The organism is Leyella lascolaii (genome assembly GCF_900079775.1).
Lineage (GTDB): Bacteria > Bacteroidota > Bacteroidia > Bacteroidales > Bacteroidaceae > Prevotella > Prevotella lascolaii.
In genome coordinates this window covers 718144-744918 of sequence record NZ_LT556038.1, presented here as the reverse complement: position 1 = coordinate 744918, position 26775 = coordinate 718144, and the positions used below count along the sequence as shown (strand labels likewise).

Here is a 26775-nt window from a genome sequence, read left to right as displayed (position 1 = left end):
GGTCTCTATCTATCGTGGGCGTTGGAGTTTTGCGCGGCTCCGTCACTAGTACGAGAGGACCGTGATGGACAGACCTCCGGTTTGCCGGTTGTTCCGCCAGGGGCACCGCCGGGTATCCGTGTCTGGCCGGGATAAGCGCTGAAAGCATCTAAGCGCGAAGCCCTCCGCAAGATTAGAACTCCTTTGAGGGTCGTCAGAGACGATGACGTCGATAGGGCGCAGGTGTAAAGACGGTGACGTCAAAGCCGAGCGCTACTAATTGCCCGAAACTTTCCGTGTATGGGCTTATTCCTTGAGTTGTTCAGGTTTTGCTTGTATGAGGATGTCATGCCATACGTTGTCCGGTGGAGTCCGGACATTCGGAAAAGAAATTTATGGTGGTGATAGCGACGGTGTTCCACCTCTTCCCATCCCGAACAGAGAAGTTAAGCCCGTCATCGCCGATGGTACTGCAATGCAATGCGGGAGAGTAGGCAGCCGCCTTTTTTCACATGAGGGACGTTTCCGGCAGTGAGCCGAGAGACGTCCCTCTTTTTTTGTCATGTCGGAAACGGGTGTTTTGCGGTGACATACAGGTCTTATTTCGTGTCGTATTACACGACAAACACGGAATGATTCTTTGTTTCTGTTCAATAGAAACGTTATATCCGGTCTTACATTTGGTGCGTCATTCACTTCCATACTTATGCTCCCAGTCAATACGACTGGTTCTAATATAAAACAGACAGGATTCATACATTTTGTAAAATATATATTGCTTATTTGAATAAAAAATAGTAATATTGTATTCTAATAACAAGACAGGATATGAAAAACAATGATCCTGAATTCGCGGTCGGAATGAGTCCGGCAGATGTTTGTCCGTATCTGATAACTAATAACATCCAGAGAACAGAATTGTTATAGGTAAGCTAACTGCATATAAAGATGATGATATAATATAAATGTATGATTTACGTTATGACAACCGTTCAAATATAACTTATCTGATAATAAGTTGCCGGAACCAGCGGATGCTGATATTGTTGATAGGACGCGGGATGATGTATATCCGAAGAGCCTTTTTTAACATATGGATGTCCTGACACATTTTAGGAGTATAGAAGAACTGACCAAGACACTCTCACGAGAGCAACGACTGTTGAGTGAGATGTTTGAAAAGCGAAAACTCATGAAGTTTCCGGTTGGGCTTGCCTTGGAGCTTGTGGGAGGGAGTGAAGCCCGACTCAGAAAACTTGTCGACTATGGTGTGCTTGTAGAGGCAGGCAGTACGTTGGAGATTGAGAGCGACTACCTTAACTTTTTTGAAGAGGTGCTGAATGTTAACGAAGAGATAAGTGTTCTGAGTGTTCAGGAATGCGTCAATACTTTGAAGGAAAACATAGGATATTTCCTGCAGGAGTCCAATCCCAACCGTAAGGCAGGCTATCAGGACAATGTCAGACAGCTTTTGAAAAAGACCGGATTCAGGACATTGAAGAATGTGGTGGACCTGAAACGCAATATGGACAATACATACAAGCAGGAACCTAACTATATCATCAAAAAGAAGAAACTGCAGAATCTGGATGAGAAGAGCCATGGCATCCGCGAAATGATAGGCGAGTGTGAAAAGCTGATGGACAATGAGCATGCCTTTTTCATCATGGCAAACGACCCGCACATGGCTAAGACATGCAGCGACGTGAGACATGATTTCGTCGAAGCCTATCATGCGCTGATGGAGATTGACCGCCAGATCATATCCTATATCAATCAGATTGACCGTCAGAACAAGCTTTACATAAAAATACGGAAGTTGAAATATCTGCAGGACCAACTGCTAAWAAAGACCGATACCAATCTCGTTCACGTGCTGGAAGAGAGAAATCATATATGGATGGAATCCCGCCAGTACAACAAGATACGTCTGTCTTTAGAAATGCTGAGAGAGAATGAGCAGGTCGTAGCGTTGCTGAACAGGATAGCCAGACGCAACGGAATGCATAAAACCACAAGGACCGAAGCCGCTCCTCTGACGGAGGACGATTTAAAGGAGCACGTACTACAGCTGAAAGAGATGGATTCCACAGAGGTTTGGAACGCATTTCTGGCTTCAGGATACAATCTGTTTGAGTTTATTTTGAGATATGACTATAAGACCATACGCAGCATTGAAGACTATGCGTTCCTTTTTTGTCAGTTGGTCATCTTACATCCGGACGAATGCAGGATGACCGGCGAATATGCCGTTTATCAAGATATCGAATACCCTATAATATATGCGAAATAATACTAAAAGGATATACGACCGCTTAAGCCGTGGAGAGTTTCTTTCGGTAGACAGCGCAGACTCCACTGTCCGACATCTGTATGATGACATTGAGGAGAATCTGGAGGACTACGCTGATTACTTCCGTGAGATAGGTCTGCAACTCGAATCGGGGAATGGCTATTTCTATTTCTCTCGCATAGGAGAGAGCAGGCAGACCATAGAGCAAAAGCTGGAAAGCTTCTCCAAGTGGCTCGACTATCTGGATTTCCTTAAGTGTTACAACCAGTCGTGCACCGCCGGATACCAGTTCCGCAAGAGTCATCTGATAGAACAGATCAGTCTGGATATCGAACTGAAGGAAAAGGCTAACCATCTTTTCCGTAAGTACGGAGCCGGCTCTAATATAGAGATAGTCGGCAAGCTGCTTCAGGAAATGCAGAATATGGGCTTCGCAGAGTGTGTAAGCGAGCTTGACGAGACCTTTAAGGTCACCTCGGCGTTCCGTTATGTTGAGGAATTGGTTGAAATCATTCAAATAGCTAACGAAGATGAAGTGCCTGAATAAGATTGTTTTTATAAATAGCGCCAACATTCCTTATGCGGAGATTTCCGTAGACGGCAATGTGCATTTCACCGGAACGCAGGGCGTAGGCAAAAGCACCATATTGAGGGCATTGCTGTTTTTCTACAATGCCGACAAGCATCGCTTGGGCATACAGCATGGTCAGAAGCCGTTTGACGAATTCTATTTCCGGCAGTCCAACTCCTACATCCTCTATGAGGTGGCGCGTGACAATGGGGCATACACCATATTGGTCAGCAGATATCAGGGGCGCGCTTCATGGCGTTTCATCGATGCTCCATACCGGCGCGAATGGCTTGTTACCGACGAAAACAAAGTACTGGGCGACTGGGTGAAGATAAGGGAACGCATAGACAAGAACATCTCTGTCTCGGCGAGGGTGGAGTCGGGAGTGATGTTCAAGGATATTATATTCGGCAACACGCATGACGGCAAATATGCGCGCTATGCATTGGTGACGAGCTCGCATTATCAGAACATTCCGCGAAGCATCCAGAATGTGTTCCTCAATACGAAGTTGGACGCAGACTTTGTGAAGAATACAATCATACAGTCGATGACCGACGAGGAACTGCCGATTGACTTGCAGACCTACCGTCGGCTTGTCACCGACTTCGAACGTGAGTATGATGAGATTGACTGTTGGTTCCGTCAGACTCGGGACGGTGTCTATCCGGTGCGCCGACAGGCGATGGCCATAGCGGAACAGGGCCGTAAGATTGTCGCGCTCGACCGGCAGATGTCTGATGAATGGCGTATGCTGAACCATGCGATGGACTATAGCGGACAACGCATACCTCTTTTGGAAATCGAGGCAGATAAAATCAGGACCGACATCAGTAAGGAGCGCAAACGCGAGGAAGAGCTTACGGAAGAATATGAAAAGGAGAAAGACTCGCTCAATCAGGAACTCGGTGCCAACAGAAGCAAACTGAAGGAGATATTACAGACAAGGAAGATGTTCGAGGCTGAAGGCATAGACGCTATGCTCGCCCTTGCAGACAGGGAGACAACCGTCAGACAGGAAGAGAAAGACACACGCACATTGTTGGACGGATTGTTGAAAACCCATGAGACGATAGAGGAGAAGTATAACGTCGCAAGAGGCAAACTGGAGAATGCGCGACGGTCGTTTGAGAACGCTCAGAAGGAGGCTTACTGTCATAGATTGTCCGAGATTCAGAAAAAACGCGACGTTCTTGAAGAGGAACGTACAAAGAATAGGAATATTGTCACGGAAGAGTTTGATGGCTGGCGGCGTGAGTCTGACGAACGTCTGCAGAATCTTATCGCTGAGCAGAACAGGGCTGACAGTGCGCTGAAGGAACTCCGTAAGTGGCGTCCTCTGGCTGATGAGATGAAGCATGTGGATGAACAGCTTATGCAGTTGGACTCCACGGAGAAGACCATAGCCTTAGAACAGAAATCTGTGAAAAGCCAGATAGACCGTATTTCAGCAGAGTATGAGATGAAAGAGTATGAGATGAGGCAAGCCTTTCAGCGCGATAAGGAGCGGCTTGAGGCTGACCGCAGGCATATCCGTGAGCAAATTGCGAAGATCGGAGAGTTGCTTTCCCGTCTGGACGGCTCTTTATACAACTGGCTTTGCGAGAACAAGGAAGGCTGGGAGAACACTATAGGCAAGGTTGTTGACGTTGAGCGCATCCTGTATGCGCAAGGCATGGAGCCTCAGTCTGACGCGGCATCCGACAGCCTGTTCGGTGTAAGGCTTAACCTGGACAACATCGCTTCTGTCCATCGCACGCCTGACGATTACAGGGCGGAGAAAAAGGAACTGGAAGAACAGGACAGGCAGATTGGCATCCGGCTCGACCAATCAGACAAGAACCTTCAGGACGAAACGTCCAAACTCACAAAGAAGTATACCTCCCAGCTCAATCCGCTCCGTCAGGAGACGACCGCCTTGAGAGTGAGAGAGGGACAGATTCCGACAGAACGGCAGAATCTGCAAAACCTACGGCATAAGCTGGAGATGGAAGAGCAGAAGCTCATCGCTGATGAGAAGGAAATCAGGGAACGCTCATTCAACGAGGCATTGCTGAAGGTGCAGTCAGAGAAGGATGCCCGTGCCAAAAACGAGGCAAAGCATAAAAAAGAGCTTAAAGAACTCGACTCCGTATTCAACAAGTCGTCAAAGGCTCTCAATGAGGAGCTGCGCCGGTTCAAGGAGTCACAACAGACTGAGGCGGCGGAACGCAACAAGGAGTTCGACACTCAGAAGAATCAGCTTGACGAACAGCAGAATGCTGAACTTGCCGGTAAAGGCGTCGACACCGCTCTTCTCGAACAGTATCGCAGGACATTGGACGAACTGAATTCGCTGTTGGAAAAGATTGAGAGGGAGCGTCCGACAGTCATCAGATACCGTGACGCCGAGAAAAACCTTTTCTCCAAAGAGCCTGAAATCAAAAAGACGGTCAAGGCTATAGGCACGCGGCTGTCCCTCTTGCGCCAGCGATATGAGGACAGACGTGCACGTATAGTGAAAAAGTACAGGGAAATGGAGGAACGCCATAGAGCTGTTCTCAAGGAGCTGAATGACAGGAAAAACGGACTCGATGCCTACCGCCAGATAGTGGAGAACGAGCGTCTGGTGCCCGATGAGTTCCTTTCCGACGGCAGCATGCTGGCTACCGACATGTCATGCCAGCAGCTCATAAGCCGCCTCAGAGGCACTGTCAACCAGAAGCGTGAGTCAATCGGCACACTTAAAGAAACCGTCGTCAGCTTCAACCGTAATTTCAAGCCTCAGAATGCGTTCCATTTCAACACAATGCCTGTGACCGACAACGACTATCTGCAGATTGCCGTCGATTTGCAGGAGTTCATGGACAACAACAAAATAGAAGAGTTCCGCAGGCGCACCAGCGAACATTATAAGGATATTCTCGGACGCATCTCAGCTGAGATAGGCTCGCTTATGAAACGCAGGTCTGACGTGGACGGGGTGATACTCGACATCAACCGCGATTTCGTTGAGAAGAATTTCGCGGGCGTAATCAGGAGCATAGAGCTCCGTGCTAACGAGTCGTCAGACAAGCTCATGCAGCTTCTCATGTCCATACACGACTATGCGGTGGAAAACGCTCTGTCCATCGGCGAGCTGAATCTTTTCTCCGGTGACAATCGTGATGAGGTCAACCGTAAGGTCGTGGACTATCTGAAGAGTCTCTCCCATCAGTTGCAGAACGAGCCCAACCGCCCGTCCGTCTCCTTGAGTGACGCCTTCCGGCTTCAGTTCCGAGTGAGGGAGAACGACAACGACACCGGTTGGGTGGAGCGCATCAACAATGTAGGGTCTGACGGAACAGACATTCTTGTGAAGGCAATGGTAAACATCATGCTCATCAATGTGTTCAAGAAAAAGGCTGCACGGCGCAGCGGCGACTTCATCGTACACTGCATGATGGACGAGATAGGGCGTCTTCATCCCGACAACATCAAGGGAATCCTTCAGTTCGCCAACTCAAGGAACATCTATCTCATCAACAGTTCGCCGACGTCATACAATCCTTACGACTACCGTTACACCTATCTGCTGAGTAAACACGGAGTCAAGACAAGGGTGGAGAAATTGTTGAAACGCATAAAAACAGTATAGGTATCATGACTATAAATGCATCCGTAAAGACTCTGATGGCAGGCGGCCAGGTGGCAGACTCAAAGCTTGACGGCAGGCTGCGCGACGAGCTTCTGGCTGAGGGACTGCTTCTGGTCACATCCCGAGGGTCACGTAAATCATATCGCGCACGCGATGTCGTGGCTCTGGAAAGATTTCTTACAGACCGTGACGAGAGCTACCGTATGCTTGATGTCGGGGCTTCCGGTTCGCGTGCCTCAATGGCTTCCGTGACAGGAAACTCCAAGCTTGTCGCCGTGCGGTCATGCCCGGGATTCCCTGTGAACAGCTATGAGCCGGTGGAGTGCTCCCTTTGCGGAAAGCCTTTTACGGTAAATCCTCAGGAAGGCAGTTTCCTGTTTGTCTCCGAATGGGAGCGGTTCGCCATACCGGAGGACGTGGTCGTGATGGGTATTGAGAATATGGAGAATTTCCGGATGATACGTCGGCAGAGGACATTCTTTGAGAAATACCTTCATGCGCACGGGCTTCCCTCTAAAGTGCTCTTCGTGTCCAGATATCCGCAGTCATCCGACCTGAGAAGATGGCTCTGCTCCATACCGAACCATTATGTCCACTTCGGCGATTTCGATTTGGCTGGTATAAGCATTTTTCTCTTCGACTTTCAGCAGTATCTCGGCAAGCAACGTTCCTCGTTCCTTATTCCCGGCGACATCGGAAGTCGCCTCAGAACAGGCTCTTCCAAGAGATATGACGGGCAGTACCAACGTTTCAAGGACATAAGGACCGATGTCTGTGAATTGCAGCGGCTGATAGATATGATTCATCATGAGCGTAAGGCATACGATCAGGAAGGCTACATATCCCTCTGTCACTCATCATCGTGTGATACGGATGAAGCCCCGTCAGGCAGGTGAAAGGACGTCTCCGGAGCTCTGATGCCGTTCCGTCTTACCCTTATCCGCTGATATGGGCGTCAGAGTAACGTCTGTATGAATAATTTGCGTTATCGGTCTTATTTGACATTATTTATATTTATAAGCTTTAGGATATTGTTATTTTTATTTACTTTTGCCGATGATGAACTGCTGGACCTAAATCGGTAATCATAAGGCTGATAACGGTTTTACACGTCATTGGCACGAAATCATGGTGTGGTCTGACTTTCGTTCAGCCCGAATAACATCTGACTTCCATTCTTATTCCGTGCTGCTGTCAGGCGGCAGTGCGTTTCCGGTGTGTCGTGATATTCGTTTGCCATAAGCCGGTAAGTGCGCGCTGAAGCATAAAAGTTAATGTCAAATAATTTAATGTAATGAAAAAGACACTATTATTACTGTTTCTTTTCAGTAGGATTGTCCTGACTTTTGCGGACAACAAAACCGGATGGGAAATCTCGACATCCGAAAAAGGAGGTGATTATTACGGCGCGGTGGTCGCCAACGGGCGCATCGGCATACTGCCGTGGCGCGAGCCTTTTGCGGTGAGAGACGTTTTCCTGAACCATGTGTTCGATGCTGACGGCAGGAACGGAGTAAGCCGCGTGCTGCGCGGCATCAATCCTTTCCAGATGCAGATGTACATCGACGGCAGAAATGTCGCGCTTAACGACGTGGATGACTGGACCCAGACGCTCAGCATGAGAGACGCTGTCCACCGCACGTCATTCTCTTATATGAAGAAGGCGAAGGTGAGATATGAGGTCCGCGCCTTGCGGAACATGCCTTATGCCGGACTTATAAATGTATGCGTAGAAGCTCTTGACGACATTGTTCTTGACGTACGCAACGTCCCGGTGGTGCCGGATGAGTACAGGCAGCCTCTCACAGAGGTGCAGAGCATCAACGTTGAGGGCACCGCGTTGCAGATCATGCGCACCCATGCCTTTTCATTATACAGAGACAACGAGGTGTCGGCGTCGTCGGCATTCGTTCTTCCCAAGAACAGCGGTGCGAGTGTGTTGACCTCCCAAAACAGTGCGGAGATATACAGACATCTGTCAGCAGGCGACACATTCAGCTTCTGTCTGATAGGCTCCATATGCACAGACCGCGATTTCATCGACCCGTGCAACGAGTCAAACCGTCAGGTAATATACGGTGTCTACAACGGTATCAGCCGGCTTGTGAGCGCACATGAGGCTCAGTGGAACGAGATGTGGAAGAGCGACATCATCATAGACGGAGACGACGAGGCACAGACAAGCGTGCGTCTCGCCCTCTACAATCTTTACTCTTCTGTGCGTGCTGGCAGCCGTCTCAGCATTCCCCCGTTCGGGCTGTCGTCACAGGGATACAACGGACACATATTCTGGGATGCTGAGATATGGATGTATCCTCCGCTGCTGTTCCTCAATCAGGGTATGGCAAAGTCGATGATTGACTACCGTTTCGACCGTCTCGCTGCCGCCCGCAAGAAGGCGGAGGCAAACGGATATATGGGAGTGATGTTCCCATGGGAGAGCGATGACGCAGGCGAGGAAGCCTGCCCGACGTGGGCGCTCACCGGTCCGTTCGAGCACCACATAACCGGCGACATAGGCATTGCGGCATGGAACTACTACTGCATGACGCAGGACAGGAAATGGCTTGAGCAGAAAGGCTATCCGCTCATAAAGGAAATAGCCGACTTCTGGATAAGCCGCGCCACACGTAACGCCGACGGCACATACTCGATAGACAACGTAGTGTGCGCGGACGAATATGCCATGGGTGTGGACGACAACGCCTTCACCAACGGCGTGGCGGTCATCTCGCTGAAAAACGCATGTAAGGCTGCGGAGCTTTGCGGCATGAAATGTCCACGGATATGGAGCGAGGTGGCAGGCAAGATACGCATTCCGCGTTTCGAGGACGGGGTCATCAAGGAGCACGAAGGCTATGACGGGCGCGGCATAAAACAGGTCGACGTCAACCTTCTTGCCTATCCTCTGCATCTTGTTACGGATGAGCGCGACATCAGGAAAAACCTTTCTTACTACGAAAGCCGTATAGACAAGAACGGTCCGGCGATGTCGTTCTCCATCTTCGCCGTGCAGTTTGCCCGTCTTATGCAGCCTCAGAAGGCTTACGAGATGTTCGTCCAGAGCTACCGCCCCAACAAACTGCCTCCCTTCGGTGTCATCTCCGAGGGTGCCGGCGGAACCAATCCTTACTTCACCACAGGCGCAGGCGGAATGCTCCAGGCTGTGATCAACGGTTTCTGCGGACTGGAGATAACCGACAGGGGAATACGCCAGCTGCCCTCGGTGCTGCCTCCCCACTGGAAGAAACTCACCATAACGGGCGTTGGTCCGGACAAAAAGACATACACGAGAGTGCAGAAATGAGTCGTATGATACATGGCGTAAAAGCCGTGTAAGACCATGAATGCCTTATCTTTCCTTCGCCTTACGGCTGACACCGGAGCCGCATGATACTCCGCCATCGGCCGTAAGGCGAAGGCTTTTTTCATTTGTCGTTGCCACATGAGCACCGGAGCAGGTGGCGCGCATGCACTCAAGCTGCGACAAACACTGCGCCATATGGTTGGCGGTTTACGTATGACGCACTCTATGCGCCATCCCGTCCGACACTGTATCATGGCCAGTCCCGCCACGCTTTCGGCAATTACGCCCGACGGACGGCTTTGCAATATAGCGTAATTCACAGGACTTTAGACTGACGGTCGGGAATAAACGAAAAAAGGATGCGATGATGTCCATCGCCTCCTCTGTTATTTTTCCATGTATATATTCATGTGGCCTGTCGCTTTTTCCCGCCGTGCGTCACCGCTGTGCGGACTGCTCTCAGGTACAAATCAGGAGCTTTTTGTTTATTGTATGTCTTTGGTCGTCGATTGTTTCGCCCACGGGTGACAATCATCCGTATTTTATGATGACCGTTATCTTAGCCTGACCATAGTGCGTATTTTTCCTGTATGGCGTGTAGGGGTCGGTGCAGTGCATCATGTATATGCGGTTCTGCCGTTCGCCGCGCACCGTAAGCATGAGTGTCAGACTGCCTTCCGTGCGTTTCTCGGTGAAGTTTCCTTTCTTCGATTCGCCTCTGAACACGTTGATGAATTCGTTTATTCCCATTTGGTTCAGCTCAAGCACATTCACCACCTTCAGCACCTTGCGTGTCTTAGGATCGCGTTCCACGGCCGAGGTAAATCTGCTTGTGCCCCGCGACGAGTAGTTCTCTATCATCTCGTCTATCCTGTTCTGCGCCGCTACATTCACCATTGACGTGACAAGTATCACCGCCGTTATGATAATTCTGCGTATGTCCATATCTGTGCTTATTTATTCGTTCAACATTTTTTCCACCTCGTCGCGCATGTCAGGGTCCGATATGTTGTCGAGTACATCCTGCTCGGCACGGTCTATGACGTTGTGCTCGGCGTGCTGTTCTATGCGGCGCGAGTCGGCCAGGGCCCGCTCTATGTCGTCCTGTATGGCGCTCAGGTCGTCTATGCGCCAGCCGTTCTCTATGACGTAGCTGCCTCCGTATATGCGCGCCAGCGACTGTTCCTCGTGATAGTTCGAATAGATGGCTATTCCCACAATCAGTGCCAGCATGGCCGCCGCGCCCATAAGCGCACGCCGCACTATGCTCACTGTCTTTGCCCGCTGCGGCTTCTCTTCGCTCATCGAGCTGAAAGCCTCCATCACCGGGCGCATACGTTCCAGGCTGTTGGGCAGCCTTTTGCGTCTGAACACCTTGTATAGCCGTGCCTCTTCCTCCGTGGTTGTCTCGCCGTCGAAGAAGCGTTCCACGAGCCGTTCTATTTCTTTTGTCTTCTTATTGTTCATTTCTGATGTCCTCAAGATAATGTTTCCTCACTGCCATACGAGCCCTGCTGAGCGTCTTGCGCACGGCGGCCTCGCTCGTTCCTGTAAGTTGTGCTATGTCTGCGGTGCTCATTCCGTCGATGTGCCGCAGCCTGATTACTATCTGCTGTGCCTCCGGCAGCAGGTCGATGACCTTCATCACGTGACTGAAAGGGTCGTTGTCTGTCACCGTCTCAGCCATATTGCGCTGTTTGTCAGACAGCGGAACAATCACCGCGTGGCGTCTCCTTATGGTGTCAACACAAAGGTTTCTGACAACGGCGCGTGCCAGAGCCGCCATCGGACTGCGCAGCTCGCCGCGCATGCCCCACAGTTTCGCAAGCGTCTCCTGTGCCGCATCCTCGGCCTCGCTGTCGCTGCCCAGCATGTGTGCGGCTGTTGCCACAAGTATGGGGCGCACCAGTTCGGCCTCGTTTTCGAATTCTTCCGTTGTCATGTATCTCTCAGTGTTGTTTTCTCTCTGTGCGTAACTCGTTGCAGCCGTGCGCACGACTGTCGTCCGCCATTGTTGTCTCTGTCTGTCGTCAGACCTGTGGTCAGAACTTGTTCAGCTTGGATGTGTCGATGTGCGACACTCCCGATCCGTCGAAAGTTGTCTTGTCTGCCGTTCCCGACAGCGTTACTTTTATTCTTCCGCTCGATTTTATCTCGATGCTGCGACATTCGAGTGCCATGACGAAGTTGCCTACACCGCTGCAGTTTACCTGTGCGTCGCCGCCCTTGAAGCTCATGTCGTAATTGCTCCTTCCGTTTGTCCTCATGGTCAATTGATCGGCCTTCAGCGCGCCATGCTTGTCGTCAATGCCCGAGTTTTTCATGCTTATGGTGCGTGCCGTCACGTTTCCGGTGATGTCAGACCTGCCGCTGTTGGTATAAGTATAAGCGTCGGTCAGGCTGAACGAACCCTCCATCTTGTATATTCCGCTGTTCTTCAGTTCTGCCGTCGCGCCTTTCACGCCGCCTTCTATGGTCAGTTTCCCGCTGTTGGTGCAGTCATAATCGCCGGTCAGAGCTAACGAACCTTCCATTCTGCTTATTCCGCTGTTCTTCAGTTTTGCCGAACTTCCTTCCACGTTTGCCGACAAGTCAATCTTTCCTGAATTGTCTATTGTCAGGCTTCCGCCCTTTATGTCGCTGTTATTTAAGCTCATTATGCCGTTGTTGTCCACCAACATGAGCGTCGTGTTTATCGTCGGCACGTCTGCATTAAGCTTTCCGCTGTTGTGTATCTGCATTCCGTTCGCGCCGTTGGCGTGTATGTCCTGTGTCTTCAGGTTTAATATACCTTTGTTTCTTATCAGCAGTCCGTCGCTGTTGAATGTCCCCGTATAAAATCCCATTATGCCGCTGTTTTCCAGAGAATTTATATCCGGAGCCGTGAGATACATCGTGATTTTATTCTTCTCGTTGTTGTTCTTATACTCCGGGTCGTCATTTTTCTTTTTCAGGACGAGGACACCATCCATCACCGATATGTCTGTCTGGTCGATCACATCCTGTCTTGCGCTTATCCTTACGCTGCGTTTTGAGCCCTGCGTGTAGTGTATGTCCAGGCTCACTTCCGATTTTATACCGCTGAATTTGCCAAGGTTCAGAGTCTTTTCCACCTCGTTATTGTCCGTCATTCCGGCCATGACTGTCATGTCATTATCCGTCGTGTTCTTGCTCACACCGCTGCAAGAAGTAAGGCATAATATAGAGATAATAATTGTCAGAGCCAAAGTTTTAGTTTTCATAATATGTGTTTTTAATTTTGTTTCATGTTTTATTTATATTACGCATCAGCGTCGTTTTTGTGACACTTGGGGCATTGCTTTTTGTGAAAAAGCGGTGACCGACGGATGGACGGGCGGAAGGAAACACGCTGTTCCGGCGGTTTCGATATGCCGTATGGGTTCAGTGGGCGGATTCTTTCGCTATCATGGCTTATCTGTGTGCGGACTTGCTCACGTAGTCTTGCACGTCGCGGCTGCGCGTTGCCACCTTTATCTGCCGGCAGGAGTGGGGAGACGGTCAGAACTTGTTAAGCCTGGATGTTTTCAGATGCGATATTCCGGAGCCGTCGAACGATGTCTTGTCGGCCGTACCCGAGAGCTCTATGTTTATCTGTCCGTTCGAGTTCACCTCTATGCTACGGCAGTCGAGTGCGAGTCTGAATTCTCCCATACCACTGCATTTGAGCTTTGCGTCGCCACCGGTGAAACTCATCTTGTAGTTGCTTTGGCCGTTTACGCTCATTGTCAGTTGGTCTGCTTTCAGACTACCATCCCTGCTGTCCATTCCTGAATTGGACATACTGATGGTCTTTGCCGTCACATCACCGTTGTTGTCCGCCTGTCCGGAGTTGTCGTAAGTATAGTCACCGTTCAGTCTGAACGAACCTTCCATCCTGTACACACCCGTGTTTTTCAGTGTTGCCGACGTGCCTTTCACGTCGCCTGACATGCTCATTTGTCCGCCATTGCTGAATGAATAGTCGTCGGTAAGGTTGAACGCGCTTGTCAAGTTGCACACCCCTTTGTTTTCCAGTTCGGCTGTAGAGCCCTCAACATTGCCTGAGAATGTCAGCTGTCCGGAGTTGTCCAGTTTCAGACTTCCTGTTATGCCGGTGCTTCTGAATGTCAGCATGCCCTTGTTGTCCAGCGAGAACAGTCTTACGTCCACCGCCTGCATCTCTGCCGTCATCCTTCCGCTGTTGTCTATGCTCAGTGTGCTGCTGCCTTTGCCGTGCGCGTTCTGAATGTTCATATCGAGTATTCCCTTGTTTCTTATCTGCAGTCCGCCACTGCCGATCAGCTTAGTGTAAAACTTCATTATGCCGCGGTTATCTATGAAGTTTATATCCGGGGCAGTGACATACAGTGTGATTTTATCCTCCTTGGAGCCTCTGCCGGAGCCGGACTTGATGTCTTTCTTTTTCAGAACGAGAGTCGAACCGTTCACCGATATGTCGTATCTGTCAATCTGTTCCTTGCTCGTGCGCATCCTCACGTTGCGTTTAGAGCCCTGCGTATAGTGTATGTCCACAATCACGGACGACTCTATGCCGTTGAATTTGCCCAGGTTCAGGGTCTTTTCCACCTCGCCTTTGCCGGACAGTCCTGCCACGACCGTCATGTCGTTGTCGGTAGTGCTATTGCGTGCACTGCTGCATGAAGCCATGCATAAAGTGGTGATAAGGATGGACAATGCCAAAGTTTTAATTTTCATAATATGTAATTTAATCTTGTTTCGTATTTTATTTAACGTGAGTCCGGTGGTTCGTTGAGGCTTGTAATGCCGGTGATAAGCGGAAACCGTTGCCCTTCCGGATTGGACTTTTATGGAGATATGCTTTTACGCGAGATGCTCATCGGGCCGGTTGTCTGTCGAATGGAAATACAGCTTTTGCCAATCAGCGAAGGCACGGTGAAGCCCTTTATACCAAGGACAGACTATTGTTGTATGTGCGCTGTTTCGTATGGGACATACTTAAAGTATTCTTCAAACTGATCAATACGGTTTACATAATAAGTCTCGCCGCAACCGTTTATCTTAATCTGGTCTGCCGTAAACGAGATGAGTGACCAATATATTCCTCCGTCAGGATTGAATACGCAGGCATTAGGATTGAATTTGCTGTTGTCAATCTGCAGATTGTCTGCGGCGATATTATAATTATCAGATGCCATATACGATGTCAGTCCTCCGGTATTATTGTTGCGCATCATACGGATGTTCTGAAAAAACAATGTGCCGTTATCGTTGTTCGCCGTTGCTGCTGCCCGGATATATGTCATGTTAGGATTAATCAGATAGATAAACATGTGGCGGTTGGTATTGACCTCACACATAAAGATATCGCCGTCTTTTCCGAACTTGGCACCGAGCCTCCATTCCTGTAAACACTTGCCTACGTCAGACTTGCTTGTTGCGCGGGATTTTTCATAAGGTTTGCAGGTCTCTAACTCCTCCACTTTAGACATCACCTTGTCTCCGATACGCAGAGTCTTGACGGTTACTCCGTTAACAATCTTAACCCCATCGGTGAGTACGAGAGGCGCGGCCGTCTCAACTACAAATGCCGAATCCCTGTAAGTGGTGCAGCTGTATATGTCTTGCGTAGGAACGTTGAGAAACGCTCTCAAACCCGCTGGAGTCTTCTCGAAGAACATACATACACTGTCTGTTATGACAGCTTCGGCATCGTTTGAGGCCCAGACGCCGCGATGTTTTGAGAAATCACCGGCGAAAGACATACCGGTAAGTACGAAGGTAAGTAAAAAGGCAAAAAAAAATCTTTTCATAATATGTGAATATAATTGATTTGACGTGGTCAGACGAATTGTAAAAGTATGTAAGTCCGGCAATCGGCTGAGATGGTTCTATCGTCATTTTACCTGAAATCAGAAAGATATAAATCTACGGTCACCGATAGCGAAGTATTGTCGTTTATATAACGCATCGTCGTCGTGTTTGTGATATGCGGGGCATTGTTTTTTGTGATAAAGCTATGACCGGCGGACGGATGGACGAAAGAAAGCACGCTGTCTTGGCGTTGTGGCTGTGCGTCGTCACCGTTGTCTGTCGGCGGTAGTGGGGTGACGGTCAGAACTTGTTAAGTTTGGAAGTGTTCAGATGCGATGAACCGGAACCTTCGAACGACGTCTTGTCGGCCGTGCCAGAGAGCGTCACGTCGATTAATCCGCCTGAGTCAACGTCGATGCTACGGCAGTCGAGAGAAAGATTGAAGTTGCCGACGCCGCTGCAGTCGAGGAAAACGTCTCCGCCGGTGAAACTTATCTGATATTTGCTGTTGCCGCTGATGTCTATCGACATACGGTCTGCTTTAAACGCACCGTAGCGCTGTTCCTGTCCGGAACTCGATATGTTGATGGTCTTTGCCGTGATGTCTCCATCGCCGGAAGCCAATCCGCTGTTGTCAAAATCATATTCGTTTGTCAGTACGAACGTGCTGCTGAGTTTGCACATTCCGCTGTTGTCGAGTGTGAAATCAGCACCTTTCACGTCGCCAGAGAACGTTGTCTGTCCCGAATTGTCTATATACAGCGAACCGTTTATGCTTTTGCCGTTGAACAGCAAAGTTCCCGTGTTGTCCAGTGACAACTGTTTCGCGTCCACTGTCGGCACCTCCGCCGTGAAGCTTCCTGTGTTGCTTACGCTCATACCGTTCTCACCCGTACATTTAATGCTCTGCACGTTCATCTTGAATAAGCCGGTAGTGTTTATTGCCAGTTCATCGTTGTCCATGTGTACTGCGTAGAATTCCATGCCGCCTCCATCGTTATTCAGCATTCTTATCTGAGGAGCCGTGACATACATCTTGATTTTGCTGTTGGCGTCGCCGTTCAGATAATATATCTGACCGTTGTCCATTATGATATTCGGGTGGCTCTGTCGGTTGCCGTCTTTTGCTTTAAGCGTGATGGTAGAACCGTTCATCGATATGTCGGTGTTGGCAAGCAGGTCTTGTGGCGCGCTCACCTTAACACTGTATTTTGCGTCCTGTGCGTAGTGTATTTCTATATCCACATCCGACTTTATTCCGTCGAAGTTACTGAATTTCAGTGTCTTTTCCACATCATCATTAGCCGTCGGCTCAGTCACGGTAGTAAGATGATTATCCGTTGTGGTTTTGTTGGCACCGCTGCATGATGTCATGCCTAATGTCGAGATAAGAATTGTCAATGCCAAAGTCTTCATTTTCATAATATATATGTTTTTAATTCTGCTTCGCGTTTTATTTATATTACGCAGCAATTTCGTATTTGTGACATGCGGAGCATCATTTTTTTTGATTTTTTTGAAAGCGGATGGCTGTGATATGACGGTGGGAAGACATCCTGACCGTGGCTTTTGCTTACGGATGAGCGTTGTTTACTTATGCCGAAAAGAAAACGATACGGGCAACTTTCAAATTGTAAGCGGTTTTTGATTTTTACGTCTTAGTTTACTGATATACCCCGAAAAATAAGCGCGTATTTGCGGACAGACTCTTCCTCGGGCGCAAATACGCGAATTATGAGAGTTTTTTTTATAAGGCGTTGAATATCAATGATTTATGTTTAAAGGACATTTTTTCGTTTTGCAAAAAGCACCATTTCGGCCTGCGAAATGGCCTATATTGGAGTGCGAAATGGTGCTTTTCGTCCCCTGAAATAGGCTTTATCGCACCGCGAAATGGGCAATATCAGAACGCGGGATGTATATTTTCGGACTATGTTACGGGGTATATCATAAGACCGGTATGGCCTAAATAGCCATCATTATGCCCGATTTAACATTCATTTACATCTCTTTCGCGAAAATATTTTGTCAAAATAAAGTCAAGAAAAATCGTAAGTACGTCTTTCTCCATAGTCCCCTGCGGAGCCTGTCGAGGCAATAAACCGCGCGTAATCTCGTTATCATATCAGTATGCAATGGACAGACCAGATACGCCGTGTGAAGATTCTGCTTGTGTTGGCAGCCGTCATCATAGCAGTGGCATCGCTGCTCGTGTCACATTTTCTCATACGCGACCTCTCGGCGGAGGAGCACAAGAAGATGGAGACGTGGGCGGAGGCGATGCGCACATTCAGCAACGCCGACAGCGACGCCGACCTCAACCTCGTGCTCAAGGTGCTCAACGGCAACACCACCATACCCGTCATCGTGATGGACGAGAGCCGCAACGTGCAGACATTCCGCAACCTCAGCATCAGCTCATGCGACACTTATGCCGACACGCTCGCCTATGTCAGGGCGGAGGGACTGCGCCTGCTCAGCTCCGACAAGGTGATAAAGGTGGCGCTGTCTGACAATGTCCCGTCCGACTACGTGTATGTGTGCTACGACGACTCGGTGATGCTGCGCCGCCTGTCGTCCTATCCCTACGTGCAGCTTGGGGTGGTGATGATATTCGTGGTGATAGCCATCTTCGCACTGCTCACGTCGAAGAAGGCTGAGCAGAACAAGGTGTGGGTGGGGCTCTCCAAGGAGACAGCCCATCAGCTCGGCACGCCCATATCGAGCCTCATGGCATGGGTGGAGGTGCTGAAGGAGACTTATCCGGAGGACGAACTCATCCCTGAGATGTACAACGACATAAGCCGTCTGCAGCTGATAGCCGACCGCTTCTCAAAGATAGGGTCGCTGCCGGAGCTCGTTCCCACCGACCTGCGCGACGTAATGAGTAATGTGGTGAGCTACATGAACCGCCGCACGTCAACGAAGATAAGCATTGAGTGCCGCTTCCCCGATACAGATGTCACGGTGGACATCAACGCCTCGCTCTTCGAGTGGGTGATAGAAAACCTCTGCAAGAACGCTGTCGACGCCATGAGCGGTGAGGGAAGCATCACCATAACCGTCTCCGACGGACCGGGACGCACCGCCATCGAGGTGAGCGACACGGGCAAGGGCATACCCAAGAAAAACATCGGCAACGTGTTCCGACCGGGTTTCACCACCAAGAAACGGGGCTGGGGACTCGGGCTTTCGCTCGCCAAACGCATCGTGGAGGAGTATCATCACGGTCGCATATTCGTGAAAAGCTCGGAGCCTGGACGCGGCACGACGTTCCGCATAGAGCTGGGCAAGAGGCGGAGATGACGCCCGCATTATGGCAGACACGGCACGTCACGGATTTTAGTGCGCCATGCGGCATCCCAGCTCATGCCTGTTTGTGTGTCGCGTTGTTTATTCGTCATCCCCCATATCCCATCCTTCCATCCCAATGGCGTCCGCCTTGTAGAGACGCAAAATCTTGCGTCTCCCGTCCTCTCCATCACCATAAACGTGTGTAATGATTCGGTGATTATAAATGCATTTTTTTCCTCGTGAGACGCAAGATTTTGCGTCTCTACTTCTGTGTGGGCACGTTGTCTCCTTGCTTCCCCGCCACAGTCTTACTCTGCGTCAGGCGTGATGATGTGGCTGGTCGGATGTTTATGCCTGCATCAACGGCGATTACAGCCATCCCGTATCGCCTTTTTCCATATGCCATAATGTTTTTGACGTTATGCGCGTGAGATGCTTTGTTTTATTTTGAGGATAAATAAAAAATCGCTATCTTTGCTTCCGATTACAGCCGGCTCTTATGGGCTGGCGGGTGGTTTTACTGATAAAATGACGTTTACGAGCGTTATCTTCTAGTCTCAAACTTCGCAAACTTGACACAGAAGAAGATATGGCAACGGAAGCGTCTGCGTGGGGTGTATTGTACACCATCCCGTCATGCAGGTCATGATGGGATGTATTAGTATGATATGTCATGACGTGGGCTGGCTGCGTTGCTTATCCTTCTGTGGAGGCAATGCGAAGGCCTGAGACTGGGATAAGCATGAAGTTTAGACTCCCACGTCTTTTTTATTGTGTAACCTGTTATTTTCCGTATTATGTTATAATGCCGAATCCGGGAGTTTATAGGCGTATTAAATTAATGATATATGAGGGAATATATTGTTTTAATCATGCTGTCGCTCTGCAGTATCGGTGTCTCGGCGCAGTCGGAAGCCATGACTGTGGACAATCAGATGCCCGGCTGGCTGTCGAGCAAGATAGCTTACACAGACCAGGTGTCGCTGAAGAGCCTTAAGGTGACAGGCTATATCAACGGTACGGACCTTGCTTTCGTGAAAGGGATGATGAAGAACAAGAGTCTTGTCCATGTGGATTTGTCTGACGCCAATATCGTGTCGGGCGGAGGAGTGAAGGACAACGAGGTGAGCTATGGGTTTTATTTCCAAGAGCAGAAGCAAGGCACCTACCTGTCCTTGCCTGTGAATGCGGAGGTGATAAATAATTTTTATAGGAGCGGTCCGTCGGGCTTTGACGAGCCAGGGAACAATGTCATAGACACGCTGGTGTTGGGAGGACCTTCTTACAAGAGCTTTACTCTCTATCGCCAGAATCATTTTCTTGCCAATTATCTGTATTTGCGGGAGGGCGTGGACACACTTGATACATACTCCGCATTATCAGTAAAGAAGATTCATTTGCCTTCCACTGTGAGATATCTTCCGCGTAACGCTTTTATGAAACGGGAAGAGAGGTATGGTGAGACTACAGATGAGATAGACATTAATCTTACTGACGCGATAGAGGGAATCGCCCGTACCGCTTTCAGGGATTTATATCTGAAGTGTGACACCATAAGACTCCCGTCCGGAATGAAGGTATGGTATACAAGTTCGTTTCTTATAAGGAAAGAGGGAACCGTCATTCATATACCTGCGGGATTGACCGTCATAGACAATGAGAGTGACAGGTATGGAAACAGAGAACAGATTGAGTCGGACAAGCATATACATTTCTTCATGGAAAGCGCGGTGCCTCCGGAATTCATCAGGAGGTATAGTGGAGGCAGGGAACTCAGCGGTTGTGTGGTGCATGTGCCGCAAGGCTCAAAGTCAAACTATGAAAAGGCTGAATATTGGAAATACGCCACCATAATAGAGGAGATACCGGTGAAAGGCGTCTCTATAGGCAAGCCTGAGGAATGTATGTATGTTGGAGACAGATTCAAACCTGATGTAGCGATAGTTCCCGAAAACGCACTGAACAGGAATTACACGCTCAAGTCGTTGGACGAACGTGTGGCTGCACTGGATGATGAGGGCTTCGTAGTGCTGAAATCATACGGGAAGGCGAGAATACAGGCTACGACAGAAGACGGCGGGTATACCGATGTCTGCGAGTTTGATGTTTATGAACACACCGTGGGAATTCGCCTTGAGACAGAGCAGGCAAGGGTGAGGAAAGGCGGCAGACTGACGCTTGCTGCTGTCGCTCAGCCTGAGGGAAAGACTGACGGAAGGCTTGTGTGGAGCAGCAGTGACGGGAGTGTTGCTTCTGTTGATGAGGAAGGAGTGGTCAGCGGAAAGTCAAAAGGTGAGGCTGTCATAACTGTCACTGCCGTTGACGGCGGCTATACCGCTGAATGCAGGGTGCGTGTTTATCAGCCTGTGACAGAATTGAGGATGGACAACAGGAGTGTGACAGTGGATACAGGGGATGACATACAGCTCACGGCGACAATCCTTCCTTATGATGCGGACAATAAGAGCATTGTATGGAGTTCTGACAATCCGGATGTGGCGGACGTAAACGGCAAGGGTGTAGTGACAGGTGTGAAAGCCGGACAGACTGTTATCCGTGCCACAAGCGAGGATGAGGGCATCAGCGACTTCTGTGTGGTGACCGTAAACCAGCCTGTGACCGGTGTCTCATTAAGTAAGTCTGAACTCTCATTCAGTAAGATAGGGGACGCTGAACAGCTCGTCGCGAGCGTACAGCCTGCCGATGCCACAAACAAGGAATTGAACTGGAGCTCTTCAGATGAGTCTGTCGCTATTGTAAGTAACGGTAGGGTGCTTTGCTCGGGATACGGTTCTGCAATTGTGTATGTGACGACGGTTGACGGAGGTTATATGGCAAGTTGTGTCGTCAAAGCCGATGACGGTCTGACCGGAATAGACGGTGTTGCCGCTGATGGCAGTGTCTCTGTTGACAACGGACGCCTTGTATTAAAGGGAATACCGGAAGGAATGCGGATTCTGGTTACTGACATTTCCGGACAGGTAGTATGCTCGTTGAAAGGCGACGGAACGGCACTGACGACGCTTCCTGATTTGGGAAAGGGCGTGTTTGTCGTGAAAATAGGCAATAAGAGCTGCAAGGTGGTATTGTGAACTGTCTTGCCTGAATCCGCCGTCAGACCTCATACGTGCTTCATGATGATTTCACACAGGCTGTTTTTACGGTTCTGTAGAAGATGCGGAGGGCTGCATCAGAGATAATAACGGGACAGGATGATATTGTAAACAGCGAAGGACTGTGATGGGTCAACGGCAGGACGAAATGGCTGTTTTGACGGTCTTATGGGGTTCGGGGTATATATATAATAAGGTGTCGCATGGCTGTCATTTCTCTTTATCGAAATGACAGCATCGTGCGGCACCTGTTTTTTTGTTTTTGTATGTCACGGTATGACATCCCGCCGCATACGTGTGGTTAATGAAAAGTTAAGCCGTCGACATACAGTAAAGTCTTTATTGACTAAGAGAATTAGTTAAATAACTAACCGTTTTAGTTTTATTAACTCTCTTTTCTTGCACTCAACTAAAAGTTTTAGTTACTTTGCCATTGTAAAAAACAGAAACCGTTATGAAGACACTTACAAACAAGGAAGAAGAGATAATGAATCATTACTGGAGTCGCGGCGACATGCAGATACGCGAACTTCAAAGTTGTTATGACGACCCGAAGCCGCATGTGAATACTCTTTCGACGCTCGTGCGCATACTTGAGGAGAAAGGTTTCCTGTCGCACCGCGCTCTGTCGGCACGCTGTTTCCAGTATTTCGCCACGGTGAGCCGCGATGAGTACAGCCGCGGATCGCTTAAAAACGTCATCAGCAAGTTCTTCGGCAATTCCTATCTCGACGCTGTGTCGTCGCTCGTGAAGGAGGAAGACCTCACCGTGGAAGACCTGAAGAAACTAATAGACATGGTGAAGGACAAATAATTCCACGCCATTATACGCTCTCTCCATGGCGTGCAGGCCGTTGCCGTGCGCCCGTCAGACATTCAGACAAAGCTAACCTGTAAACACTATCACAATGGGAATGTTCTTCGTATATATAATAAAGGTGGCAGTTTTTCAGACCATATTCTATCTGACATACAAACTGCTGCTCAGCCGCGAGAGCTTTCATGCCTTCAACCGCGGTGTGCTGCTCACGATGCAGGCAGCCGCTCTCCTGCTGCCTCTCATGCACATCACGCTGGAGACACCTGCTCCCGTCCATCAGACCATCGCCCTTGCCGAAGCCGCCTTCGTACAGATTGTGGTCGAAGCGGAGGGCGACGGGGCGGGGCTGACGCTCGTGCAAGTGCTCACGCTGGTGTGGATGGCCGGTTTCGCGCTGCTTCTGTTGCGCTCGGTGGTGTCGCTGTTGCGCCTTACGATGCTTCTACGTGGCGGCCGGCGGTGTGAGACCTGCGGTGCGATGGTGACCGTAGTGCCCGGCGACAGAGCTCCTTTCAGCTGGTTCCGGCGCATAGTCATCAGTGAGAAAGACTACGCGGCGGGAGCCCGGGAGATAGTGATACACGAGCAGGCACACGTGTCCCGCCTCCATTCCGTCGATATAGCTCTGTGTAACACCATAATAATGTTCTGCTGGTTCTCGCCGGCGGCGTGGCTGTTGCGTGCCGAACTGCGCGACGTTCACGAATATGAGGCGGATGAGGCTGTGCTCCGCCGGGGTGTCGATGCATCCGGCTATCAGCTCCTTCTCATACGCAAGGCAGTGGGCGAACGCCTGTTCGCCATGGCAAACAATCTGAACCAAACCAACTTAAAAAAACGTATAACTATGATGAAAATGAAAAAATCAAATCCGTGGAACCGTGTCAAGGCAGCCGCAGTGCTTCCTTTGGCGGCAGTGTCAGTGCTTGTTTTCGCCACTCCGGCAGCCACAAAGATGGCCGGTGAGGTGGCACTGGAGAGTGACAAGGTTGTGTCTGAAGCCGGCGCAATGATTGTGAAGGCAGACGCAAAGAGTGAGAATATGACATCGGTGAAGGTTTCCGCCACCGGAAAAATGGCTGTGCCGGCTGACTCAGTGAAACAATCTGTAAGAGTGGAAGCAAAGTCTGTCTCAGACGATGTGCTTGTGGTGATTGATGGCCGTGAGACAAACATGAACGAGTTGAATGGTCTTGACGCGTCAAAAATAAATTCGGTGACTGTACTTAAGGATGATTCTGCTACTAAGATATATGGTGATAAGGCGAAGAATGGAGTAATTGTGGTGACCATGAAAAAGTCTGCCGGTGAGTCTTCTGCTTCTTCCGCATCTTCAGAAAATAAGGCAACAGCAGGCAAGGTGAATACTATTACGATACACCAGAAGGGCAATCCTGTGACAGTGGGTGACGTGAAGGATATGAGAATTGTCAAGTTGAGCAGTGATGGAAAGAAACCAACGACTGTCGAGGTTTACAATATGGAGAAAGAACCCACCTATATGATTGACGGCAAGACCGTGACAAAGGAAGAGGTTGAAGCCCTTTTGCCGAACGACATAGAGTCGGTGGTGGTGAATAAAGGCGGCACCTCGGGTGAGAACACAGTGAATATATTTCTTAAAAAGAAAACAACAGGCGAATAATCCGCAATTCCGTTGATCGGAACCCTGCAACATCTGTCTGTCTCCGGCGCACGGCGTATGGGACGGACAGATGGATTTTACGTTTCATCATAGTAGGTCATAATATTTATTCTGCGCGATACGGGCATGGCTGCGGCACGGTGGCGGCATGCATATCGCTGCGGAATGTATAACGAAGAAGACCGTGGCACGGGCTGAGAACCTCAGTGCCACGGTCTTCGCATATTGTCGCAGTGTGCCGGCGGCGTCATAGTCTGTTTATGGCAGCCTTCGCCCTGTTCACGGCTTCGGTGGCCGTTGTCTGGTCAAGCAGTTTCTCGTCGAACGCCGACAGTATGTTTTCTATCTTCTTCAGCATCGACTTGTTGCCTTTGCTGCGGGCTTCCTCCTTCAGCAGGCGCACTTTCTCATACTGCTGTATGCCCTCTGCCATACGCTCAAACCTTATGGAACTGCGGCCGTCGGGATAGACAAGGAACGGGTCGCCGGCCGGCCATGCGGTGAAGCATGCATCGGTGAGCGGACTTGCGGTCCAGCTGTTGAACGCCCAGCGCAGATATCCGTCGAGGTCTTCCTTTGCGCTGTGCCATGCCAGCCACTCCGACTCTGCCGGCGGACTCTGTATGAAGGTGTTGGGGCGTGGCGGTGTGCAGCATGTGTAGAACGTGGTGTTCATGCCTGCGGCGCGGCGGCTGGCTACGGTTTCGGCAGGGAATTTCTCGTTTATTATCACGCAGTAGTCGTCAAGTTTGTCCTCAAGTTCCTTGTGATATGAGCCTGCGAGCGCCACCTTGAAGCCGCTGTCTGCCTTGCGTATCACCTCGAGCGTTGCGAGCATGTCCTTCAGCTGGCGTTCGTCCATGGCTATGTGGGTGATGTCGAACCATCCCTTCTCTTTCAGATGAGCGGCGAACGAGCGAAGCATCTCCGTCCACAGCTGTTCGTAGGCCTTGTCGCCGGGATTGGCGTCGATGGCTTTGAACGAGTTGGTGGCCTGATCGAGGTAAGAGAAAGAGAGCTTCCACGGAATCATGGAGTAGCAGCTTATCTGTTTTTTCACGCCGAGACTCATCATGAACTCCACCCATTTGTCGAACGCCGTGTAGTCGAACGCCCATGTGCCGTCGGCCTTCTTCATCCACGTTATCATGCTCGGGAAGGCGTCGTAGGTCTGTCCGTTCCACGGACGGTGCATCATCGGCACGGTGATGGCCTTGCCGCCGGCGTCGGCGTAGAGCTGCATTATCGGGCGCATGAGTCTGAAGTGCTCGTCGCTGAACGGCTCCACGTTGTAGTAACGGACCACGGCGTAAGGATTCTGCCATAGGTCTAAGTGGAATTTCCAGTCTTTGGCTGAAGGCAGTGTACGGTTAGTCACCTTCAGGTTGAGGCGCAGTGACGCTATCGTTTTGCCGTCGGCCTTCACCTCTACGGTGCCGCGATATGTGCCTGCCTTGGCATTCTGCGGCACGCTTATGCTCACCCATCCGCAGCGGGTGGTGTTGGGCTCCATGTCGAGTTGACGCGTAATATGGTCTATCGGGTCGGCCACGAGAAAATGTCTGTACTCATCCTGATTGCGTCCGCCGCACGTGTTCTGTCCGTCCTTCTGCAGTTCGTCCGCCATGACATATCTCACGAAGGCCGTCCGTACGTTCGCCTTGCTTATTGTTGAGGCTGAGCCGGTGAGGTCGCCTGCCTCGAAGGTGAGCGCGGAAAGTTTCTCCGGCGTGCTCACGGCGAGCTGCGCCGACACTTTCTCGCCCCGCCATGCCGTGAGACTGATGCTCCCGGCGGTGGCCTTTGCGGGCAGTTCCTTGTTGTAACGGGTGTCGGTGTCGCCCCATCCTGCGGTGACTTTCTTCACCGCGCTCCATGCCTTGGCGTCTGTTGCGGTGGGGTTGGGCAGTTCGTTGTAGTCTGTCGTTGCTTGTCCGAACGCGCACAGCGCGCCTGCTAACAGCGCGGCGAGCATTGCCGTCCGTCTTTTTCTGATAGGTTCTGGTTTCATGTTGGCATTATTGTTTTTGAGGGTTAGTATGTTGGTTTCCTTTTATCGGCATGAAAAGATGCGTGCATCTTGGCGGAATGGTGTTCTGTTCTGTGTCTTTCCGCCCGCAGTCTTGTGTATTATACAAAGGTAATGAAATACAACAACTTGCGCAAAAGGATGATATGTTTTTTAATTTAAATTATCCGTATGGCTTCATACGGCTCTCATTTCTGTTCATGATGTGCGGCCGGTGAGTGACAGCGACGGCACGGGTGGACATTCTCCGTCAGACCATCCGCAGAGATATAAAAAAACAAAAAGCACGGTCGGAAAAGTTAAATTTTCATCGAG

At 50.0% G+C, this 26775-nt stretch carries 18 protein-coding genes and 2 rRNA genes; 11 read left to right on the top strand and 9 right to left on the bottom strand.

Translation table 11 applies throughout. The features are described 5' to 3' along the window. The 7 genes from BN4609_RS08875 to BN4609_RS08845 form a co-directional block, all read left to right on the top strand. A 23S ribosomal RNA gene (locus tag BN4609_RS08875) occupies positions 1-280 on the top strand; the annotation flags it as partial. Positions 281-373: 93 nt separating this feature from the next. Continuing rightward, a 5S ribosomal RNA gene (gene rrf / locus BN4609_RS08870) occupies positions 374-486 on the top strand. A gap of 685 nt (positions 487-1171) precedes the next feature. Then, a complete protein-coding gene (locus BN4609_RS08865) occupies positions 1172-2272 on the top strand; it encodes a hypothetical protein (protein ID WP_241033232.1) in 1101 nt (366 codons plus the stop codon). Further along, entirely contained in the window at positions 2262-2819 is a 558-nt protein-coding gene (locus BN4609_RS08860; RefSeq protein ID WP_021992949.1) for a condensin complex protein MksE, read from the top strand. Before BN4609_RS08865 ends, BN4609_RS08860 begins: the two co-directional genes overlap by 11 nt. Next, positions 2803-6459, top strand: a complete 3657-nt coding sequence (locus BN4609_RS08855) for an ATP-binding protein (RefSeq protein WP_068856326.1) — start codon at positions 2803-2805, stop codon at positions 6457-6459. Before BN4609_RS08860 ends, BN4609_RS08855 begins: the two co-directional genes overlap by 17 nt. Before the next feature lie 5 nt (positions 6460-6464). Next, positions 6465-7355, top strand: a complete 891-nt coding sequence (locus tag BN4609_RS08850; protein ID WP_068856324.1) for a DUF7281 domain-containing protein — start codon at positions 6465-6467, stop codon at positions 7353-7355. 398 nt (positions 7356-7753) lie between these two features. Then, positions 7754-9766 carry a kojibiose hydrolase gene (locus BN4609_RS08845; RefSeq protein WP_068856322.1) on the top strand — a complete coding sequence of 671 codons (2013 nt, stop codon included), beginning with the start codon at positions 7754-7756 and terminating at the stop codon, positions 9764-9766. 531 nt (positions 9767-10297) lie between these two features. Here the strand turns inward: BN4609_RS08845 and BN4609_RS08840 are convergent. From BN4609_RS08840 to BN4609_RS08810, 7 genes are all read right to left on the bottom strand, one after another. Further along, a complete protein-coding gene (locus BN4609_RS08840; protein ID WP_068856320.1) occupies positions 10298-10711 on the bottom strand; it encodes a DUF5024 domain-containing protein in 414 nt (137 codons plus the stop codon). Positions 10712-10723: 12 nt separating this feature from the next. Continuing rightward, positions 10724-11233 (bottom strand): PG0215 family putative anti-sigma factor, encoded by a 510-nt coding sequence (locus tag BN4609_RS08835; protein WP_068856317.1) that lies wholly within the window; start codon positions 11231-11233, stop codon positions 10724-10726. Then, positions 11223-11708, bottom strand: a complete 486-nt coding sequence (locus tag BN4609_RS08830; protein ID WP_068856382.1) for a GFO_1088 family ECF-type sigma factor — start codon at positions 11706-11708, stop codon at positions 11223-11225. The genes BN4609_RS08835 and BN4609_RS08830 overlap by 11 nt, the downstream gene beginning before the upstream one ends. Before the next feature lie 100 nt (positions 11709-11808). After that, positions 11809-13008, bottom strand: a complete 1200-nt coding sequence (locus tag BN4609_RS08825) for a GIN domain-containing protein (RefSeq protein WP_164071626.1) — start codon at positions 13006-13008, stop codon at positions 11809-11811. A gap of 277 nt (positions 13009-13285) precedes the next feature. Beyond that, complete coding sequence (locus BN4609_RS08820; protein ID WP_164071625.1) at positions 13286-14482, bottom strand: GIN domain-containing protein; 1197 nt, start codon at positions 14480-14482, stop codon at positions 13286-13288. Between the two features lie 224 nt (positions 14483-14706). After that, positions 14707-15558 carry a hypothetical protein gene (locus BN4609_RS08815; protein ID WP_164071624.1) on the bottom strand — a complete coding sequence of 284 codons (852 nt, stop codon included), beginning with the start codon at positions 15556-15558 and terminating at the stop codon, positions 14707-14709. A 301-nt stretch (positions 15559-15859) separates the two neighbouring features. Further along, positions 15860-16981 carry a GIN domain-containing protein gene (locus BN4609_RS08810; RefSeq protein ID WP_164071623.1) on the bottom strand — a complete coding sequence of 374 codons (1122 nt, stop codon included), beginning with the start codon at positions 16979-16981 and terminating at the stop codon, positions 15860-15862. Positions 16982-17689: 708 nt separating this feature from the next. Between BN4609_RS08810 and BN4609_RS08800 the strand changes: the two genes are divergently transcribed. Beyond that, on the top strand, positions 17690-18865 hold the full coding sequence (locus BN4609_RS08800; protein WP_068856306.1) for a sensor histidine kinase: 1176 nt from the start codon (positions 17690-17692) through the stop codon (positions 18863-18865). A gap of 250 nt (positions 18866-19115) precedes the next feature. Here BN4609_RS08800 and BN4609_RS16525 read toward each other — a convergent pair whose 3' ends face one another. Next, a complete protein-coding gene (locus tag BN4609_RS16525; protein ID WP_164071622.1) occupies positions 19116-19259 on the bottom strand; it encodes a hypothetical protein in 144 nt (47 codons plus the stop codon). A 442-nt stretch (positions 19260-19701) separates the two neighbouring features. Here BN4609_RS16525 and BN4609_RS08795 point away from each other — a divergent pair, with 442 nt between their 5' ends. From BN4609_RS08795 to BN4609_RS08785, 3 genes are all read left to right on the top strand, one after another. Beyond that, positions 19702-21945 (top strand): Ig-like domain-containing protein, encoded by a 2244-nt coding sequence (locus tag BN4609_RS08795; RefSeq protein WP_084791448.1) that lies wholly within the window; start codon positions 19702-19704, stop codon positions 21943-21945. A gap of 475 nt (positions 21946-22420) precedes the next feature. Continuing rightward, positions 22421-22780 (top strand): BlaI/MecI/CopY family transcriptional regulator, encoded by a 360-nt coding sequence (locus BN4609_RS08790; protein WP_068856302.1) that lies wholly within the window; start codon positions 22421-22423, stop codon positions 22778-22780. Between the two features lie 94 nt (positions 22781-22874). Further along, positions 22875-24431 (top strand): M56 family metallopeptidase, encoded by a 1557-nt coding sequence (locus BN4609_RS08785; protein WP_068856300.1) that lies wholly within the window; start codon positions 22875-22877, stop codon positions 24429-24431. Positions 24432-24678: 247 nt separating this feature from the next. Here the strand turns inward: BN4609_RS08785 and BN4609_RS08780 are convergent, their stop codons facing one another. Next, entirely contained in the window at positions 24679-26442 is a 1764-nt protein-coding gene (locus BN4609_RS08780) for a DUF4091 domain-containing protein (RefSeq protein WP_084791447.1), read from the bottom strand. Between the last annotated feature and the right edge of the window lie 333 nt (positions 26443-26775).

What these genes read in the sequence shown, in the direction of transcription:
- BN4609_RS08845 (WP_068856322.1), top strand. Translation starts at nt 7,754, where the DNA reads ATGAAAAAGACACTATTATTACTGTTTCTTTTCAGTAGGATTGTCCTG.
- BN4609_RS08850 (WP_068856324.1), top strand. Translation starts at nt 6,465, where the DNA reads ATGACTATAAATGCATCCGTAAAGACTCTGATGGCAGGCGGCCAGGTG.
- BN4609_RS08815 (WP_164071624.1), bottom strand. Translation starts at nt 15,558, where the DNA reads ATGAAAAGATTTTTTTTTGCCTTTTTACTTACCTTCGTACTTACCGGT.
- BN4609_RS16525 (WP_164071622.1), bottom strand. Translation starts at nt 19,259, where the DNA reads ATGGCATATGGAAAAAGGCGATACGGGATGGCTGTAATCGCCGTTGAT.
- BN4609_RS08780 (WP_084791447.1), bottom strand. Translation starts at nt 26,442, where the DNA reads ATGAAACCAGAACCTATCAGAAAAAGACGGACGGCAATGCTCGCCGCG.
- BN4609_RS08810 (WP_164071623.1), bottom strand. Translation starts at nt 16,981, where the DNA reads ATGAAAATGAAGACTTTGGCATTGACAATTCTTATCTCGACATTAGGC.
- BN4609_RS08855 (WP_068856326.1), top strand. Translation starts at nt 2,803, where the DNA reads ATGAAGTGCCTGAATAAGATTGTTTTTATAAATAGCGCCAACATTCCT.
- BN4609_RS08795 (WP_084791448.1), top strand. Translation starts at nt 19,702, where the DNA reads ATGAGGGAATATATTGTTTTAATCATGCTGTCGCTCTGCAGTATCGGT.
- BN4609_RS08820 (WP_164071625.1), bottom strand. Translation starts at nt 14,482, where the DNA reads ATGAAAATTAAAACTTTGGCATTGTCCATCCTTATCACCACTTTATGC.
- BN4609_RS08830 (WP_068856382.1), bottom strand. Translation starts at nt 11,708, where the DNA reads ATGACAACGGAAGAATTCGAAAACGAGGCCGAACTGGTGCGCCCCATA.
- BN4609_RS08840 (WP_068856320.1), bottom strand. Translation starts at nt 10,711, where the DNA reads ATGGACATACGCAGAATTATCATAACGGCGGTGATACTTGTCACGTCA.
- BN4609_RS08790 (WP_068856302.1), top strand. Translation starts at nt 22,421, where the DNA reads ATGAAGACACTTACAAACAAGGAAGAAGAGATAATGAATCATTACTGG.
- BN4609_RS08825 (WP_164071626.1), bottom strand. Translation starts at nt 13,008, where the DNA reads ATGAAAACTAAAACTTTGGCTCTGACAATTATTATCTCTATATTATGC.
- BN4609_RS08860 (WP_021992949.1), top strand. Translation starts at nt 2,262, where the DNA reads ATGCGAAATAATACTAAAAGGATATACGACCGCTTAAGCCGTGGAGAG.
- BN4609_RS08835 (WP_068856317.1), bottom strand. Translation starts at nt 11,233, where the DNA reads ATGAACAATAAGAAGACAAAAGAAATAGAACGGCTCGTGGAACGCTTC.
- BN4609_RS08800 (WP_068856306.1), top strand. Translation starts at nt 17,690, where the DNA reads ATGCAATGGACAGACCAGATACGCCGTGTGAAGATTCTGCTTGTGTTG.
- BN4609_RS08785 (WP_068856300.1), top strand. Translation starts at nt 22,875, where the DNA reads ATGGGAATGTTCTTCGTATATATAATAAAGGTGGCAGTTTTTCAGACC.